At 62.6% G+C, this 14173-nt stretch carries 19 protein-coding genes and 1 tRNA gene; 11 read left to right on the forward strand and 9 right to left on the reverse strand.

Annotated elements, in window-relative coordinates; genetic code table 11:
• Positions 1-140: 140 nt before the first annotated feature.
• On the reverse strand, positions 141-1190 hold the full coding sequence (locus ACTJLB_RS21550; RefSeq protein WP_440784402.1) for a sulfate ABC transporter substrate-binding protein: 1050 nt from the start codon (positions 1188-1190) through the stop codon (positions 141-143).
• Between the two features lie 306 nt (positions 1191-1496).
• On the opposite strand from ACTJLB_RS21550, the gene lexA reads away from it, so the two are divergent.
• The 3 genes from lexA (at position 1497) to ACTJLB_RS21565 (ending at position 3405) form a co-directional block, all read left to right on the forward strand.
• Positions 1497-2147 (forward strand): transcriptional repressor LexA, encoded by a 651-nt coding sequence (gene lexA, locus ACTJLB_RS21555; protein ID WP_027775193.1) that lies wholly within the window; start codon positions 1497-1499, stop codon positions 2145-2147.
• Between the two features lie 107 nt (positions 2148-2254).
• Positions 2255-2611 (forward strand): hypothetical protein, encoded by a 357-nt coding sequence (locus ACTJLB_RS21560; protein WP_088174594.1) that lies wholly within the window; start codon positions 2255-2257, stop codon positions 2609-2611.
• A gap of 110 nt (positions 2612-2721) precedes the next feature.
• On the forward strand, positions 2722-3405 hold the full coding sequence (locus ACTJLB_RS21565; RefSeq protein WP_440784403.1) for a DUF2939 domain-containing protein: 684 nt from the start codon (positions 2722-2724) through the stop codon (positions 3403-3405).
• Positions 3406-3586: 181 nt separating this feature from the next.
• Here ACTJLB_RS21565 and ACTJLB_RS21570 read toward each other — a convergent pair whose 3' ends face one another.
• Positions 3587-4051: a universal stress protein gene (locus tag ACTJLB_RS21570; protein WP_020065794.1), complete on the reverse strand. Its 465-nt coding sequence runs from the start codon at positions 4049-4051 to the stop codon at positions 3587-3589.
• Positions 4052-4327: 276 nt separating this feature from the next.
• Here ACTJLB_RS21570 and nodI point away from each other — a divergent pair, with 276 nt between their 5' ends.
• Positions 4328-5242: a nodulation factor ABC transporter ATP-binding protein NodI gene (nodI, locus tag ACTJLB_RS21575; RefSeq protein WP_020065793.1), complete on the forward strand. Its 915-nt coding sequence runs from the start codon at positions 4328-4330 to the stop codon at positions 5240-5242.
• Between the two features lie 28 nt (positions 5243-5270).
• Complete coding sequence (locus ACTJLB_RS21580) at positions 5271-6098, forward strand: ABC transporter permease (RefSeq protein ID WP_408417972.1); 828 nt, start codon at positions 5271-5273, stop codon at positions 6096-6098.
• Between the two features lie 108 nt (positions 6099-6206).
• Here ACTJLB_RS21580 and ACTJLB_RS21585 read toward each other — a convergent pair whose 3' ends face one another.
• Both ACTJLB_RS21585 and ACTJLB_RS21590 read right to left on the reverse strand, forming a co-directional pair.
• Positions 6207-6629, reverse strand: a complete 423-nt coding sequence (locus ACTJLB_RS21585) for a hypothetical protein (protein WP_020065791.1) — start codon at positions 6627-6629, stop codon at positions 6207-6209.
• Positions 6630-6842: 213 nt separating this feature from the next.
• Positions 6843-7895 carry an NADP(H)-dependent aldo-keto reductase gene (locus ACTJLB_RS21590; protein ID WP_440784404.1) on the reverse strand — a complete coding sequence of 351 codons (1053 nt, stop codon included), beginning with the start codon at positions 7893-7895 and terminating at the stop codon, positions 6843-6845.
• A gap of 141 nt (positions 7896-8036) precedes the next feature.
• Between ACTJLB_RS21590 and ACTJLB_RS21595 the strand changes: the two genes are divergently transcribed.
• From ACTJLB_RS21595 to ACTJLB_RS21615, 5 genes are all read left to right on the forward strand, one after another.
• The gene (locus ACTJLB_RS21595; RefSeq protein WP_440784405.1) at positions 8037-8249 is read left to right on the forward strand and encodes a DUF3820 family protein; all 213 of its coding nucleotides are present in this window, start codon (positions 8037-8039) and stop codon (positions 8247-8249) included.
• Between the two features lie 263 nt (positions 8250-8512).
• A complete protein-coding gene (locus ACTJLB_RS21600; RefSeq protein ID WP_440784406.1) occupies positions 8513-8857 on the forward strand; it encodes a hypothetical protein in 345 nt (114 codons plus the stop codon).
• 172 nt (positions 8858-9029) lie between these two features.
• Positions 9030-10031: a tRNA dihydrouridine(20/20a) synthase DusA gene (gene dusA / locus ACTJLB_RS21605; RefSeq protein ID WP_440784407.1), complete on the forward strand. Its 1002-nt coding sequence runs from the start codon at positions 9030-9032 to the stop codon at positions 10029-10031.
• Between the two features lie 89 nt (positions 10032-10120).
• Positions 10121-10196 (forward strand) — tRNA-His (locus ACTJLB_RS21610).
• 380 nt (positions 10197-10576) lie between these two features.
• Positions 10577-10843, forward strand: a complete 267-nt coding sequence (locus ACTJLB_RS21615; protein ID WP_020065786.1) for a hypothetical protein — start codon at positions 10577-10579, stop codon at positions 10841-10843.
• A gap of 102 nt (positions 10844-10945) precedes the next feature.
• On the opposite strand, the gene ACTJLB_RS21620 is transcribed toward ACTJLB_RS21615, so the two are convergent.
• Together ACTJLB_RS21620 and ACTJLB_RS21625 are read right to left on the reverse strand one after the other, a co-directional pair.
• Complete coding sequence (locus tag ACTJLB_RS21620; RefSeq protein ID WP_027775201.1) at positions 10946-11188, reverse strand: DUF6566 family protein; 243 nt, start codon at positions 11186-11188, stop codon at positions 10946-10948.
• Between the two features lie 137 nt (positions 11189-11325).
• Positions 11326-11523 (reverse strand): hypothetical protein, encoded by a 198-nt coding sequence (locus ACTJLB_RS21625; protein ID WP_087750954.1) that lies wholly within the window; start codon positions 11521-11523, stop codon positions 11326-11328.
• A 175-nt stretch (positions 11524-11698) separates the two neighbouring features.
• Here ACTJLB_RS21625 and ACTJLB_RS21630 point away from each other — a divergent pair, with 175 nt between their 5' ends.
• Positions 11699-12031: a hypothetical protein gene (locus ACTJLB_RS21630; RefSeq protein ID WP_408485054.1), complete on the forward strand. Its 333-nt coding sequence runs from the start codon at positions 11699-11701 to the stop codon at positions 12029-12031.
• An 8-nt stretch (positions 12032-12039) separates the two neighbouring features.
• Here ACTJLB_RS21630 and ACTJLB_RS21635 read toward each other — a convergent pair whose 3' ends face one another.
• The 3 genes from ACTJLB_RS21635 to ssuC are packed head-to-tail and all read right to left on the reverse strand — an operon-like array spanning position 12040 to position 14169.
• Entirely contained in the window at positions 12040-12255 is a 216-nt protein-coding gene (locus ACTJLB_RS21635) for a TOBE domain-containing protein (protein WP_020065782.1), read from the reverse strand.
• A gap of 46 nt (positions 12256-12301) precedes the next feature.
• Positions 12302-13306, reverse strand: a complete 1005-nt coding sequence (locus tag ACTJLB_RS21640) for an ATP-binding cassette domain-containing protein (protein ID WP_440784408.1) — start codon at positions 13304-13306, stop codon at positions 12302-12304.
• Positions 13303-14169: an aliphatic sulfonate ABC transporter permease SsuC gene (gene ssuC / locus ACTJLB_RS21645; RefSeq protein WP_440784409.1), complete on the reverse strand. Its 867-nt coding sequence runs from the start codon at positions 14167-14169 to the stop codon at positions 13303-13305. The genes ACTJLB_RS21640 and ssuC overlap by 4 nt, the downstream gene beginning before the upstream one ends.
• Positions 14170-14173 lie beyond the last annotated feature (4 nt).

Below are 14173 nucleotides of genomic sequence, written 5' to 3' on the forward strand. Positions count from 1 at the left end.
CTTTCGGTTGATGCTCGTGTTGCCGGCCGCCTGGTCCTGATCGGCCAAAAGCGCGCCAGCGGCGCGCTCCGGAAAGTGACGCGCCGTGGCGCGTCACGTTGCCTCGGTTCGCGCCTGCCGCGGCGCGGACATGGGCGGTGTTACTGAGGCTGGTAGATCGAATCGAACACGCCGCCGTCGGCAAAGTGCGTCTTCTGCGCGTTGGCCCAGCCGCCGAACGAATCGTCGACCGTGTACAGCTTCAGCTTCGGAAACTTCGAGGTCAGTTCGGCCGGAACCTTGTTCGAACGCGGACGGTAGAAGTTCTTCGCCGCGATTTCCTGGCCCTGCTCGCTGTACAGGAAGTTCAGATACGCTTCGGCCAGCTTGCGCGTGCCATGTTTGTCGACGACCTTATCTACCACCGCCACCGGCGGCTCGGCCAGAATGCTCACGGACGGCACGACGATTTCGAACTTGTCCGGACCGAATTCCTTCAGCGACAGAAACGCCTCGTTTTCCCACGCAATCAGCACGTCGCCGATGCCGCGTTGCACGAAGCTGGTGGTCGCGCCGCGCGCTCCGGAATCGAGCACGCCGGCATTCTTGTACAGCTTGCCGACAAACTCCTTGGCCTTCTGCTCATTGCCGCCCGGCTGATGCGCTGCATACGCCCATGCCGCGAGATAGTTCCAGCGCGCGCCGCCCGAGGTCTTCGGATTCGGCGTCACGATCGACACGCCGGGTTTGGTCAGATCGTCCCAATCCTTGATGTGCTTGGGATTGCCCTTGCGCACCAGAAACACGATCGTCGACGTATACGGCGACGCGTTGTCGGGCAAGCGCTTCTGCCAGCCTTTATCGATCAAACCCTTGTTCGCGATGGCGTCGATGTCATAAGCGAGCGCGAGCGTCACGACGTCGGCCTGCAAGCCGTCGAGCACCGAGCGCGCCTGCGCACCCGAGCCGCCGTGCGACTGCTTGAACGTGACGGTCTCGCCGGTCTTCGCCTTCCATTCTTTGGCGAAAGCCTGGTTCACATCCTGGTAGAGCTCGCGAGTGGGGTCGTAGGACACATTGAGCAGCGTCGTGTCGGCGGCTTGCGCCTGGCCCGCCGCGCCAAGGACGCCAAGCGCGGCTGCCGCGCCGAACGCGAGCGCTGCGATAAGTTTTCGGCTCCTGCCTGCCCGGCCCGCTTCGTGATTGTTCATGCCAAGTTCTCCGCATGTTGGTGCGCTGAAACAGCGTGTGTTGTTTTGCGTCGGGTCACGTGCACATGAGCGACTGGAGGCTAGTCTATCCAGGGGCTTTCATCATTAAAAATAATGTTTATTCATTTTTTAATACGCAAAAGTGGTAATGACAGCCAGATAAGGCGTTGCGGCATGAAAACGGATGTCTTGACGTCGATTTACGACGTTCCAGCGAGGGGTCGAGCCGCAAACTTAAAGTAAAGCTTGAATTGCGCCGGATACTGTATAAAAATACAGGCACCTGTTCATCCATACAGTGGCGCCATGACCAAACTCACCGCACGACAGCAGCAGGTTTTCGATCTGATCCGCCGGGCCATAGAGCGCACCGGTTTTCCGCCCACGCGTGCGGAAATCGCCGCCGAACTGGGCTTCAGCTCGGCCAATTCGGCTGAAGAGCATCTGCGGGCGCTTGCACGCAAGGGCGTGATCGAACTCGCGGCCGGCGCGTCGCGCGGCATTCGCCTGCTTGCTGGCCCGGACGAGGCGCCGCATCAGTTCACGTTGCCGCACGCCAGCATCATGCAACTGTCGCTGCCGCTCATCGGCCGGGTTGCCGCCGGCAGCCCGATCCTCGCGCAGGAACATATCGCCCAACACTATGCGTGCGACCCGGCGCTCTTCTCGAGCAAGCCCGACTACCTGCTCAAGGTGCGCGGGCTGTCCATGCGCGACGCGGGTATCTTCGACGGCGATCTGCTCGCGGTGCAGAAAAGAAGCGAGGCCAAAGACGGCCAGATCATCATTGCGCGGCTTGGCGACGACGTCACGGTCAAGCGCCTGAAGCGCCGCGCGAACGGTATCGAGTTGATTGCCGAGAACCCCGATTACGAGAACATCTTCGTTGAGACAGGCAGTGCGGATTTCGCGCTGGAAGGAATCGCTGTCGGGCTTATCCGCCCGGGCGAATTCTGACAGCACGGGTTTGGCTTAATGAGCGACAAGCTCAGTGCGTCATTAGCCAACCGCTCGCCTGCTCACCGACTAAAGCAGTACTCATGTTGAATCGCCCGGAGAGACTCATGGAACGCCTTGCCCGCCTGTTGCCGTTTCGCCAGTTCGGCCGTCTGCGCCATCTGCGCAAGCTGGTACCTTGCTCACTGATCGAAGCGTCCACGGCTGCTACCGCGTCGCTGTTCGACTTGCCCGCTCGCGGGTCCGACCGGCAGGCTGCGTTGCCGTCTTCATTGCCGGCATTCGCTCGCGTGTCGCTGAACTCGGGGCTCAATACTGCCGAGCCCGAGCGCCGTGCGCCGGTGCGCGTGTACCACGGGCCGTCGCGGCTCATCATGGTCGGCACTGTAGACGCGGTGTGCCGCATGATTGACCGTTGCATCGCCGAGGAAACCAACGTCCACGGAGCGGTGTTCGAGTCCTGACGAGTTGTGAGGTGTGGGGCGCGTCGCTCACATGGTTTGTGGCAGCGCACGGATCGTTTCAGCGCGGTTGCGGTCCACGTTAGATCACACCTGATGGAGATTTCCGCTCGATGGCAGTTTCAACACCCAGGAAGCGCAGCGCCCGTCCGCTTGCAGTCACGCTTACCGTCACGTTGATCGTGATCGCGCTGATCGCGGCGTTGGGCTTCGCTTATGCCTCCCCGTATATCGCGCTCAACAACCTCAAACGCGCCGCCGACGCACGTGACGCGCAGACGGTGAATCGGTATGTCGATTTTCCTGCATTGCGCGAGAGCCTGAAGCAGCAAGTCACGGGCTTGCTGACGCGGCGGCTTGACTCACATGGAAACGGTATTCCGTTGGCTGCGATCGGCGCGATGATTGGCGTCGCGTTGATCGGCCCGCTCGTCGACGCGTATGCAACACCCGACGGCGTGGCTGCGCTTTTGAACGGCATGCCGCCGCGCGGCGAGCCGGGTGAGCGGCCCAACGCCGCGCCGGTGACCGGCAATCCGCCCGCTGCCAATGCGCCCGCCCCCGCATCGTCCGGTGCGGACAGCCGCACGCCCGGCGGCGCTACGGGTGATCCGAACGGCAACGCGGTTGATAGGGCCACCCCGCCCCAACCGCCGCAAACCACAGCCGGCTACCGCGGCCTCAACGAGTTCGCCGTCACATACCAGCACGGTGCCGGGGACGCGCGTTACTCCGCCATCTTCATGCGCGAGGGTCTTTTCACGTGGAAGCTGGCGGCGGTCAATCTGAACGAGTGAGCGCCAGGCGCGGCTTGACACATCGAACGCGCACGCGGCCGATCTGACGCAATGCACTCGTAATGCACACGCGCCGCCCGCTACTCCGTCCTCCGCGTTCATCCGGACCAAAGCTCACGAGCACCCACCCGCACCAAGGCTGCATGCCCGGCGCGGGTGGCCGTGCGCCCGAACCGCATCGTCAGGCCGCTTCCTGCTGCTGCTCATGCGCTGAAGAGCACGCGACCAGAATGCTGCATGACACCCGGTCGAGCAGCGGTGTATTGCCGGCACCCATCCACCATCGGGACAAGCCTGTGCGGCAACGGTGGCCCACCACCACCAGGTCGACGTGCAACTCGTTGGCAAGATTGGCGATCTCGTCGATCGGATGGCCGAACGCAAAGTGACCCTGCGCGTTGACGCCGCGCTCGGTCAGCCAGTCCACGCCCTCTTGCAGGATGTCCCGCGCGGTCTTTTCGAAGCTGCCGCACGCGACGTCCGTCAGCAGTCCCGCGCTTTGCGCAATGCTCGAACGCATGTCCACCACCGAAAGCAGATGCGTTTGCGCCTTCAGATCCAGCGCAAGGTCGGCGCCGCAACGCAGAGCCTTGCGGCCTTCACGCGAGCCGTCGTAGCACAGCAGGATTTTCTGGTAGCTCGCCATCGTTCTTCCCCTTTCCGCAAAAGCGCGGTCTGAATCAATCATGGTGCGCCGCAATTCAGCTTGCAAGGGATGGAAAACGCTAAGTGCGATTGCTGCACGCCCCGGCCTTGTGCATACGAGGCACACTCGATGAGGACAACGCCGGCGACGCCTTTGCGGCAGTGCAAGAACCCACAGCGCGGGGCGCTCCTTAAACCGCCATTTCCCGGCTGATGACCTAGAATGAGCAGCCTTCCCGTCGATTCGCCTCTTTTGCCTGAGCCTCGATCCCTATCCATGCCCGACACCGCTATCGAATTCCAGCAGGTTGAAAAAAGTTACGGCGAAAAGAAAGTTGTCGACGGACTGTCGTTTCATGTCGACGTCGGTGAGTGTTTCGGCCTGCTCGGACCGAACGGCGCCGGCAAGACCACCACATTGCGCATGCTGCTCGGCATTGCCACGCCGGACGCCGGCTCGATCCGCCTGTGCGGCGAGCCGATTCCCGGCCGGGCGCGCATCGCGCGGGCGCGCGTGGGCGTGGTGCCGCAGTTCGATAACCTCGATCCCGACTTTACCGTCCGCGAGAACCTGCTGGTGTTCGGCCGCTACTTCGGCTTGAGCGCCGCGCAATGCCGCGCGATGGTGCCGTCGCTGCTGGAATTCGCGCGGCTGGAGAGCAAGGCCGACGCGCGCGTGAGCGAACTGTCGGGCGGCATGAAGCGGCGCCTCACGCTCGCGCGGGCGCTCGTCAACGATCCCGATGTGTTGATCATGGACGAGCCGACTACCGGCCTCGACCCGCAGGCACGCCATCTCATCTGGGAGCGACTGCGCTCGCTGCTCGCGCGTGGCAAGACGATCCTGTTGACCACCCACTTCATGGAAGAAGCCGAGCGGCTATGCGACCGGCTGTGCGTGATCGAAGAAGGACGCAAGATTGCGGAAGGCGCGCCAAGGGAGCTGATCGAGTCGGAAATCGGCTGCGACGTCATCGAGATTTTCGGCCCCGATCCGTTCGCATTACGCGATGAGCTTGCGCCGCTCGCACAGCGAACCGAGATCAGCGGTGAGACGCTCTTCTGTTATGTGAACGACGCCGGGCCAGTGCATGCGAGACTGAAGCAGCGAGCGGACCTGCGCTATCTGCACCGCCCGGCGAATCTCGAGGATGTATTCCTGCGCCTCACGGGCCGCGAAATGCAGGACTGACTTCCATCGACACTGCACGAGACACGCAATGGATGCACGCACTTATCGAAGCAACGAAGCCACGCCACCCATGCAGGCCCCCTTCGCCGCGTTGCCCGCGAACGCGGTCAACTGGATTGCGGTCTGGCGCCGCAACTACCTTGTGTGGAAGAAGCTCGCGCTCGCCTCCATGTTCGGCAATCTCGCCGACCCAATGATCTACCTATTCGGCCTCGGTTTCGGTCTCGGGCTGATGGTCGGCCGCGTCGACGGCGTGTCGTATATCGCGTTCCTAGCAGCGGGCACCGTTGCGTCGAGCGTCATGATGTCCGCGAGTTTCGAGTCGATGTATTCGGGCTTCTCGCGCATGCACGTGCAACGCACGTGGGAAGCAATCATGCACACGCCGTTGACGCTCGGCGATATCGTGCTTGGCGAAGTGATCTGGGCGGCCAGCAAGTCGGTGTTGTCGGGCGCCGCGATCATGCTGGTGGCGAGCGCGCTCGGCTACGCCAGTTTTCCGTCAGTGCTGCTCGCGTTGCCCGTGATCGTGCTGACCGGCCTCGCGTTCGCAAGTGTCGCGATGGTCGTGACCGCGCTCGCGCCGTCGTACGACTTTTTCATGTTTTATCAAACGCTGGTGTTGACGCCGATGCTGTTGCTCTCCGGCGTGTTCTTCCCGATCTCGCAGTTGCCTGCCGCCGCGCGTGGTGCGGCCGAGGTCCTGCCGCTGGCGCACGCGGTCGATCTGATACGGCCTGCGATGCTTGGTCGCCCGCTCGACAACGCCCTGTGGCACGCGGCCGTGCTGGCGGGTTATGCGGTGGGCGGGTTTATCGTCGCTGCAGTGCTGTTTCGGCGCCGGATGATGAAGTAACTCGTGCTGAAGTAACTCGTGCCGCGCGGCAGAGAGGCGCGGACAATTCGAGGGCTGCTGACCCGATGGGTCAGCGCCCACGAATGAATTTGCTGCACGGACGCGAGCTCAGTCCTCTTCGTCGGTCCAGGGAATGTCGACGTCCGAGATGAACGCGACTGTCGCAAACGGGCCGCCTTCGTGACGGCCGATCTTGCCATCGGCACGCTGCCATTCAACCCGGAACATCGTGCCCGGATCGTCGGCAATCAGCCGCACGGTGCGGATCTCGTCCGGATCGGCGTCCTCGACCGGACCGTCGAGCGAAATCTGCAGTTCTTGCGGCCAGAGACCGTCGGCCGGATCGTAAATCTTGTCGCCGTCCGGAATCAGTGTGAATGCTTCGACGCCGATCGTCGCCGAAGCATCAACGATCATTTTGGCTAGCGCGCGCAGCAGCGCGGTGGCCCGCGCCGAATTCGCCTGACGGATCGCAAGGTCCCCGCGCGTCAGCGCCTGCTCGAGTTTTGGGTTCGTTTTTTGTTGCGCCATTCGATGTCCTGAGTGCTATCGCCGAGTGTGAACAGTGCGGCTGAAAACCCGCCGCCGCTGCCGATTTTCCGGGCTGCATCCTACCATTCGTGCGCGCCGCGCCGCGCGCAAAAGCACGACACGAAGGCAGAAGCCCGTCCTGCTCACCACAGTTTAGGTCGTGATTTGCCGACAGGGAGGGACATTTGCCTTTCGTTGCATGTCCCAGCGAACTCAGGGCGCCGGATTCGGCTGCAGCTGATGCAGTGCGTCGATTTCATCGAGCACGTCCTGCGACAGCTTTACGTCGGCGCTCGCAATGTTCTCCTTCAACTGATCGAGCGAGGTCGCGCCAATCAGATTGCTCGTGACGAACGGCCGGCTATTGACGAAGGCAAGCGCCAACTGGGCCGGCGACATGTGATGGCGCTTTGCCAGTTCGACGTAACGCGTGGTGGCCTGGATCGCCTGGGGCTTGCTGTAGCGCTGGAAGCGCTCGAACAGCGATATGCGTGCGCCAGCCGGCCGCGCGCCGCCTTCGTACTTGCCGGACAGCCAGCCGAACGCCAGCGGCGAATACGCGAGCAGGCCGATGTTGTCGCGGTGCGCGTATTCGGAAAGCCCCACCTCGTAAGTGCGGTTGAGCAGACTGTACGGGTTCTGGATGCTGACGATACGCGGCAAGCCGAGCTTTTCCGACGCGCGCAGGAACTGCGCGACGCCCCACGGCGTTTCGTTCGACACGCCCACATGGCGCACCTTGCCCGCCTTGACGAAGTCGGCGAGCACGGACAGCGTTTCGTCGATAGGCACTGTGTATTCATCGTCGACCCACGGATAGGCCGGACGGCCAAACGTCATCGTATTGCGATCCGGCCAGTGCAACTGGTACAGATCGATGTAGTCCGTTTGCAGGCGCTTCAGGCTGTCGTTCAGCGCCTCAGTGAGGTTTTTACGGTCGAACTGGTTGGTCTCGCCGCGGATATGTCGCGGGTTATGCGGCTGGCGCGCGGGGCCCGCGATCTTCGTAGCGAGCACGATTTTCTCGCGCGCGCTGCGATGCTTCGCGAGCCACGTGCCGATAAATCGCTCGGTCGAACCTTGCGTCTCGGCGCGCGGCGGCACCGGATACATCTCCGCGGTGTCGATCAGGTTGACGCCATGATCGAGCGCGTAGTCGATCTGAGCGTGCGCGTCCTGCTCTGTGTTCTGCTCGCCCCACGTCATGGTGCCGAGTCCGATCAGGCTGACCTGTACATCCGAATCGCCGAGTCTGCGGTATTCCATGGAAGCTTTCCTTGTTAGTTATATGAACATAAACCGCTCAAGTTACCATGCCCGCGCGATGCCTGCAGCACGGCTAGAATGCCGTGCAGGCGTGCAGTGCAAGCACGCGTCGCCCAACATTCCTTGCGCCGGTGCATCACGATGAATCCCGAACACCTCGAACTGCTGGTCACGCGTGTGATGCCCTACGGCAAGTACAAGGGTCGCCTGATAGCCGACCTGCCCGGCCATTACCTCAACTGGTTCGCGAGCCAGGGCTTTCCGCCGGGCGAGATTGGACAGCTGCTCGCGCTGATGCACGAGATCGATCACAACGGTCTGTCGTCGATGATCGAACCATTGCGCAAGCGCTGAAGCGTTCTTCCGATCAATTGCATCGCATGATAAGAGCAGCGGCGGGCTGTTCTGTTGCAGAAGATTAACCAGGTGTTACCGCGCAATGGATGCGCCGATGCGCCTTCGATCGCCGCATGCAGCACGCGCCTTGGAGTACCGGTGCGGCGCAAGGGTGCGCGTTGCGCAGGCACTCGGTGCGATCGTAATGCGCGGACACAAATGCGGCTGAACTCTCGGGCTCGCGATCTTTCTGATCCTTTATGTGAGGACGGGAGGCGATTGTGAGCAGACTCTTTGCATCGATGGCATTGCTGGCCGTGGTCGCGGGCGTCAGCGGATGCGCAGTCGCGCCCGGCTATGACTACGCCTACGCCCAACCCTATTACCCCGCTTATGGCTACGGATATGGCACACCCTACGCGCCGGTGTACGGCACGGTCGGCATCTGGGGCGGCTGGGGCGGACCGTGCTGCTACTACCACGGCGGCGGCGGACACTGGGGCGGCGGTTGGCACGGCGGTCACGGCGGCTGGCATGGCGGCCACGGCGGCGGATATGGGGGCTATGGGGGATCCCACGGCGGCAGTTCGTGGAGCGGCGGCGGGCATGGCGGACGCAGCCATTGAATCAAGCGGTCGATTCGACGACTGGGAACGACTTGGGACCTAAGGCGCCTGTCCGTGCATTCAGACAGCTGATCGGCAAATCCAGCGAGGCCGCGGGCCACTCGGGCGCCGCCGGGGCAATCGCCCGCGTTGCGCTAAAATTGCGGTTTCGATTCAAGCCTTTGGCCGCCCCATGTCTTCAGCTAGTACTGCCAGTCCGCGCCGCGTCAGTGTCGCCCCCATGATGGATTGGACCGATCGTCATTGCCGGTCGCTTCATCGCATCATCTCGCGTCACACGTGGCTCTACACAGAAATGGTGACGACAGGCGCACTGCTGCACGGCGATGTGCCGCGCCATCTCGCATTCACGCCCGACGAAGCGCCCGTCGCGTTGCAACTCGGCGGCAGCGAGCCAGACGATCTCGCGCGCTCGGCGAAGCTCGGCGAGCAATGGGGCTATGACGAAATCAATCTGAATTGCGGCTGCCCATCGGAGCGTGTGCAGCGCGGCGCGTTCGGCGCGTGTCTGATGAACGAGCCGCAACTGGTGGCCGACTGCGTAAAGGCCATGCGCGACGTCGTCTCCGTGCCCGTCACGGTCAAACATCGAATCGGCGTGGATGCCGTCGAGGATTACGGCTTCGTACGCGACTTCGTCGGCACCATCGCAGGTGCCGGTTGCAACGTCTTTATCGTTCATGCGCGCAACGCGATTCTCAAAGGGCTGAGCCCGAAAGAGAACCGCGAGATCCCTCCGCTCAAGTACGACTACGCGTATCAATTGAAGCGCGACTTTCCGCAACTGGAGATCATCATCAACGGTGGGATCAAGACGCTCGACGAAGTGCAGACACATCTTGCACACGTCGACGGCGTGATGCTCGGGCGGGAGGCGTACCACAATCCGTATATGCTGGCCGATGTGGACGCGCGCTTCTACGGGTCCACCGAAGCGCCGCTCACGCGCGAGCAGGTCGAGGCGAAGCTCATCGAATATTGCGGAGCCGAGATGGCGCGCGGCACTTATCTTGGTGCGATCACTCGTCACGCACTCGGTCTCTATCGGGGCGAAGCGGGTGCGCGCGGCTGGCGTCGCGTGCTGTCAGATAGCAAGCGCCTCGCTGCGCGCGACCTCTCTATCTTCAACGAGGCGAGACAGCATCTGCGTGAGCCAGCCGAAATTTTTGAATAAAGGACTAGGCAAACGCGGAATGTGTTCGTATAATCTCGTTTCTTCGTTGGCGAGTCAGGTTTTCCGGCAAGTCAAAGCAGATCTCAGTGGTGGCTGTAGCTCAGTTGGTAGAGTCCAGGATTGTGATTCCTGTTGTCGTGGGTTCGAGCCCCATCAGCCACCCCAAAGAATTTCGGCAGTAAAGATTGAAGTTGATTGCAAACGGCGTTGTGAGAAATCACAACGCCGTTTTTGTTTTGGGTCGTTGGTTTGGTTATCGTCTCCGCTTCCGTGACGCCCCGCTGTTTGTCCGCTAATCACCCCGTAAAACCCCTTCCCGATCAGGTCTTTAACCCGCATCTATCGCTTGGCGATCGGGGCCAGACCGTCGCTGGGCCCCGCCCGCTCTACGATCGCCCGATTATTTCACCAGCAAGAACAGTAATTTCAAATTATCGGCACAAATTCTCGATAGTAGGGGTATACACTGCCTCCATCGACGTTGCACCCACAGCCCCGGCTCCTGCGACGCCATTCCGAAAGTCGAACATCATTGGAGGTACATCATGAAGACCAAATTTATCGCCGCCCTTCTCGTTGCCGTTTCCGCCTCGATCGCTGCACCGGCTTTTGCAAGCGGCTACGGCCCGGCACCGTTCTATCGTCCGTCGGTCGGCGCACCGGCTTCGCAACAAGGCCAGAACGCGCAGACCGTCGCGGCTGAACGCGCTAACGCCGAATCGAACGCTTACGGTGGCGTGAACAACGCGTCGTCGCAATCGGGCACGCGTGAACCGGCATCGGGTCCGCAGTCGGTTTTCTTCGGCCACTAAGCATTCGCTGCCGAGCTTGCTGCGCTTAGCGGCAAGCTCAGAGGGCGCCGAGCATCGGGTTCCGATGCCGGCGCCCTCTTCAGTTTACGGATTCAAGCGGCCTCAACCCGCAACACCTGCGTCGATGACTTCGCGCGCGGCCCGAAAACCTGCTTCGGCCGCGGCGTGCTCGGTGGGCCACAGGCTGTCGATATGCACCAGCCGCCAGTCGACCACCACTGCGCTGCCCCGCAGCACCCGGAAATGCGCCTTGACGCCGGTGAGCACCTGTTCGACCGCGACTTCGATGTCGTAGTCTTGATAGCGCTCCTGGTAATCTCCCATGTCGAGCCCTTTCGGCTCCATCTTCACCTCCACGTCTGCCGTGCTTCCCGAGGACGTTCGCAGCGGCCAGCGTGCCCGCCGCGTCAACGCGATACTTGCGCCGCGCGAACGCCGTCACACGCGCTGATGCCGCATCGCGTAATCGCCGGCATTCATGCTCAATCGCAATCGCCTGAAAGGTACTGCCTGCCGTTACAGGTGATTTCGACTTCGTCCCCGCTTGCCTCGGCGACGAGCCCGCAAGCCAGCAATTCAGCGGTTACGGTCTGTGGGAATCGCGGCGGCGGCTGACCCACGCCGACCTCGTTCAAGCGGCGCAACGCTTCGATCGCTTCGGGACTCAATGACTTCGACATGGCTGCCTCCGTCGAAATGGCTAAATTCATCCTAGCAAGTTTCGAGAGCGAATGCAGTCGCATTGGTGCATCGTCATGGCCGAATGGCTTTGCGCGTGAATTTTCGCCGGCAAGCCGGGTCTATCCCGAACTCACGCAATCCGACCGGCTGCGAAGCACGCACAAGGAGAAGGAGATGAAGCGAAGCACTCTGACAGCTCTGTCCGCAGTCGCCGCACTGGCAGCGATGTGTGTAGGCGAAACGGCGCCGTGGGCAGGAACGGCCAAAGCGGCCAAAGCGGCCGAAGCGGCGCAAGCCGGATCAACGGCTTCCAAAGGCTCCGCTGCGCCGGCAAAGCAGCCGGCGGCGCCGGGCGACGCCGCGTCGTCGATGGCGAAGCCGCCCGAGGCGGCCTCCGGCTCGACAGGATCGAGCAACCCGGACAACATGCCGATCAAGCGTCCGCGCAAGCCGACCAACGACAAGATGATGCACGAGCCGCCCGCGAGCGGCGCGAACGCGAAATAGCGCGGCGCTTACAGGCGCGCGATCGAGACCTCCGTCGACTTGACGAGCGCGACGACTTCCGAGCCGACCTGCAGGTCGAGTTCGTCGATCGAGCGCGTGGTGATCACAGAAGTCACGATGCCAAACGGCGTGTCGACATCGACTTCGGACACAACCGGTCCACGGATGATTTCCTTGACCTTGCCTCTGAACTGATTGCGTACGTTGATTGCGGAAATGCTCATTGCAAGTGACTCCAGGGAAGCGATTAAAAACAGTCAGTCAAGGACGTCAGACAGCCCAGCGGACGTCTGTAGGCCGCCGGAAGCGGCCCTGGCTACGCGTGCCGCGTGCGTCTTCGGGCTGTCCGGACAATGCGTCGTCGTTTGGCGCATTTTTCAGAACGCGCTGCAGCACATGTTCTTCGAGCGCCGCGAAGCCCGCCGACGCACGCGCTCGCGGGCGCGCGAGCGGCACCGGCTGATCCAGCGCGATGCGCCCTTCTTCGATCAAAAGGATGCGGTCGCCTAACGCGACGGCCTCGTGCACGTCATGCGTGACGAGCAAGGCGGTGAACTTGTGCTCGCGCCACAGGCGCTCGATCAGCGAATGCATTTCGATGCGCGTCAGTGCATCGAGCGCGCCGAGCGGCTCGTCCAGAAGCAGCAGTTGCGGACGATGCACGAGCGCCCGCGCCAACGCGACACGCTGACGCTGACCGCCGGACAGTTGCGCGGGCCAGTCGCCGGCTCGCTCCAGCAATCCAACTTCGGCCAGCACCGCACGCGCGTCTTCCCGCGCGCTGCGGGGCAGTCCGAGCATCACGTTCTGCAACACGCTCTTCCACGGCAACAGGCGTGCGTCCTGAAACATGATGCGAGTGTCGAGCGGCCGGCCGTCTTCGGCACGCTTTTCGAGCACGCCCGCCGTGGTCTTCTCCAGACCGGCGACGAGACGCAGCAACGTCGATTTCCCACAACCGCTACGGCCGACAATCGCGACGAAACTGCCGCGCTCGATCGACAGGTCGAAGTCCGTCAGCACCTTGCGCTCGCCATACTGCTTGCCGACGCCGCGCAACCGGACCGAATAGTCGGCCGCGTTGTTCTCGCGACGTGGACCGTTTGGTTCGCCCGCCGCGCTCGCGTCGCGCACATAGCCGTGGGCTGTGTCGCGTGGCTGCGAGTCCGCGGCCAGGCCGGCGTCGCGATCGGCGATGCGCGCCTGCGCCAGTTCCGCTTCGAGATCGCTGCCCGCGATGCCGCCGAACGACGATGAGAATGTCGTTGCGCTCATGCCTTGCCTCCCCGTTGATAAGCCGGATGCCAACGCAGCGACACGCGCTCCAGGCTTTTTGCCAGCACGTCGGCGACCTTGCCGAGCGCCGCGTACAGCAGAATGCCGACCACGACGACATCGGTTTGCAAAAATTCGCGCGCATTCATCGTCATGTAGCCGATGCCCGACTGCGCGGAAATCGTCTCCGCGACGATCAGCGTCACCCACATCAGCCCGAACGCGAAGCGCACGCCGACGAGAATCGACGGCAAGGCGCCGGGCAGGATCACATGGCGATAAAGCGCGAAACCCTTCACGCCGTAGCTGCGCGCCATCTCGATGAGATTGGAATCGACCGAACGGATGCCGTGAAACGTGTTCACGTAGACGGGGAAAAACACACCCAGCGCTACGAGAAAAACCTTCGCCTGCTCCTCGATGCCGAACCAGAGGATCACGAGCGGGATCATCGCGAGCGCCGGGATATTGCGGATCATCTGCACGGTCGAATCGAGCGCGATTTCGACCGGCTTGAAGAGGCCCGTCGCGAGTCCGAGCACGAGACCGATCCCACCGCCGATCGCGAATCCGGACACCGCGCGCCACGTGCTGACCTTCACGTCCGCCCACATCTCGCCCGACTGGATCAGCGACCACGCGGCCTTCACGACGGCGAGCGGTTCGGGCAGAACGCGCGTCGACAGCACGCCGCTGCGCGCGGCGGTTTCCCATGCGAGGAGAATCAGAAGCGGTGCGACCCACGGCGCGAGCGACGCGCCGACTTGCCGTAACGACCCGACAGCGGACGCCAGCGCGGAACCGAAACCGGCGTCGCCGCGCGCGCTCGCGTCCCGATCCGCACTTACAGTAGATTGAGCCATGGTT

Source organism: Paraburkholderia sp. 22098, assembly GCF_052045935.1.
Classification (GTDB): Bacteria; Pseudomonadota; Gammaproteobacteria; order Burkholderiales; family Burkholderiaceae; genus Paraburkholderia; species Paraburkholderia caledonica.

Bases quoted from the DNA above. Each gene is read 5' to 3' on its own strand.
- ACTJLB_RS21625 (WP_087750954.1), bottom strand. From the start codon at position 11,523: ATGTCGAAGTCATTGAGTCCCGAAGCGATCGAAGCGTTGCGCCGCTTG.
- ACTJLB_RS21595 (WP_440784405.1), top strand. From the start codon at position 8,037: ATGAATCCCGAACACCTCGAACTGCTGGTCACGCGTGTGATGCCCTAC.
- ACTJLB_RS21615 (WP_020065786.1), top strand. From the start codon at position 10,577: ATGAAGACCAAATTTATCGCCGCCCTTCTCGTTGCCGTTTCCGCCTCG.
- ACTJLB_RS21570 (WP_020065794.1), bottom strand. From the start codon at position 4,051: ATGGCGAGCTACCAGAAAATCCTGCTGTGCTACGACGGCTCGCGTGAA.
- ACTJLB_RS21630 (WP_408485054.1), top strand. From the start codon at position 11,699: ATGAAGCGAAGCACTCTGACAGCTCTGTCCGCAGTCGCCGCACTGGCA.
- ACTJLB_RS21585 (WP_020065791.1), bottom strand. From the start codon at position 6,629: ATGGCGCAACAAAAAACGAACCCAAAACTCGAGCAGGCGCTGACGCGC.
- ACTJLB_RS21590 (WP_440784404.1), bottom strand. From the start codon at position 7,895: ATGGAATACCGCAGACTCGGCGATTCGGATGTACAGGTCAGCCTGATC.
- dusA (WP_440784407.1), top strand. From the start codon at position 9,030: ATGTCTTCAGCTAGTACTGCCAGTCCGCGCCGCGTCAGTGTCGCCCCC.
- ACTJLB_RS21635 (WP_020065782.1), bottom strand. From the start codon at position 12,255: ATGAGCATTTCCGCAATCAACGTACGCAATCAGTTCAGAGGCAAGGTC.
- lexA (WP_027775193.1), top strand. From the start codon at position 1,497: ATGACCAAACTCACCGCACGACAGCAGCAGGTTTTCGATCTGATCCGC.
- nodI (WP_020065793.1), top strand. From the start codon at position 4,328: ATGCCCGACACCGCTATCGAATTCCAGCAGGTTGAAAAAAGTTACGGC.
- ACTJLB_RS21550 (WP_440784402.1), bottom strand. From the start codon at position 1,190: ATGAACAATCACGAAGCGGGCCGGGCAGGCAGGAGCCGAAAACTTATC.
- ACTJLB_RS21620 (WP_027775201.1), bottom strand. From the start codon at position 11,188: ATGGAGCCGAAAGGGCTCGACATGGGAGATTACCAGGAGCGCTATCAA.
- ACTJLB_RS21640 (WP_440784408.1), bottom strand. From the start codon at position 13,306: ATGAGCGCAACGACATTCTCATCGTCGTTCGGCGGCATCGCGGGCAGC.
- ssuC (WP_440784409.1), bottom strand. From the start codon at position 14,169: ATGGCTCAATCTACTGTAAGTGCGGATCGGGACGCGAGCGCGCGCGGC.
- ACTJLB_RS21565 (WP_440784403.1), top strand. From the start codon at position 2,722: ATGGCAGTTTCAACACCCAGGAAGCGCAGCGCCCGTCCGCTTGCAGTC.
- ACTJLB_RS21580 (WP_408417972.1), top strand. From the start codon at position 5,271: ATGGATGCACGCACTTATCGAAGCAACGAAGCCACGCCACCCATGCAG.
- ACTJLB_RS21560 (WP_088174594.1), top strand. From the start codon at position 2,255: ATGGAACGCCTTGCCCGCCTGTTGCCGTTTCGCCAGTTCGGCCGTCTG.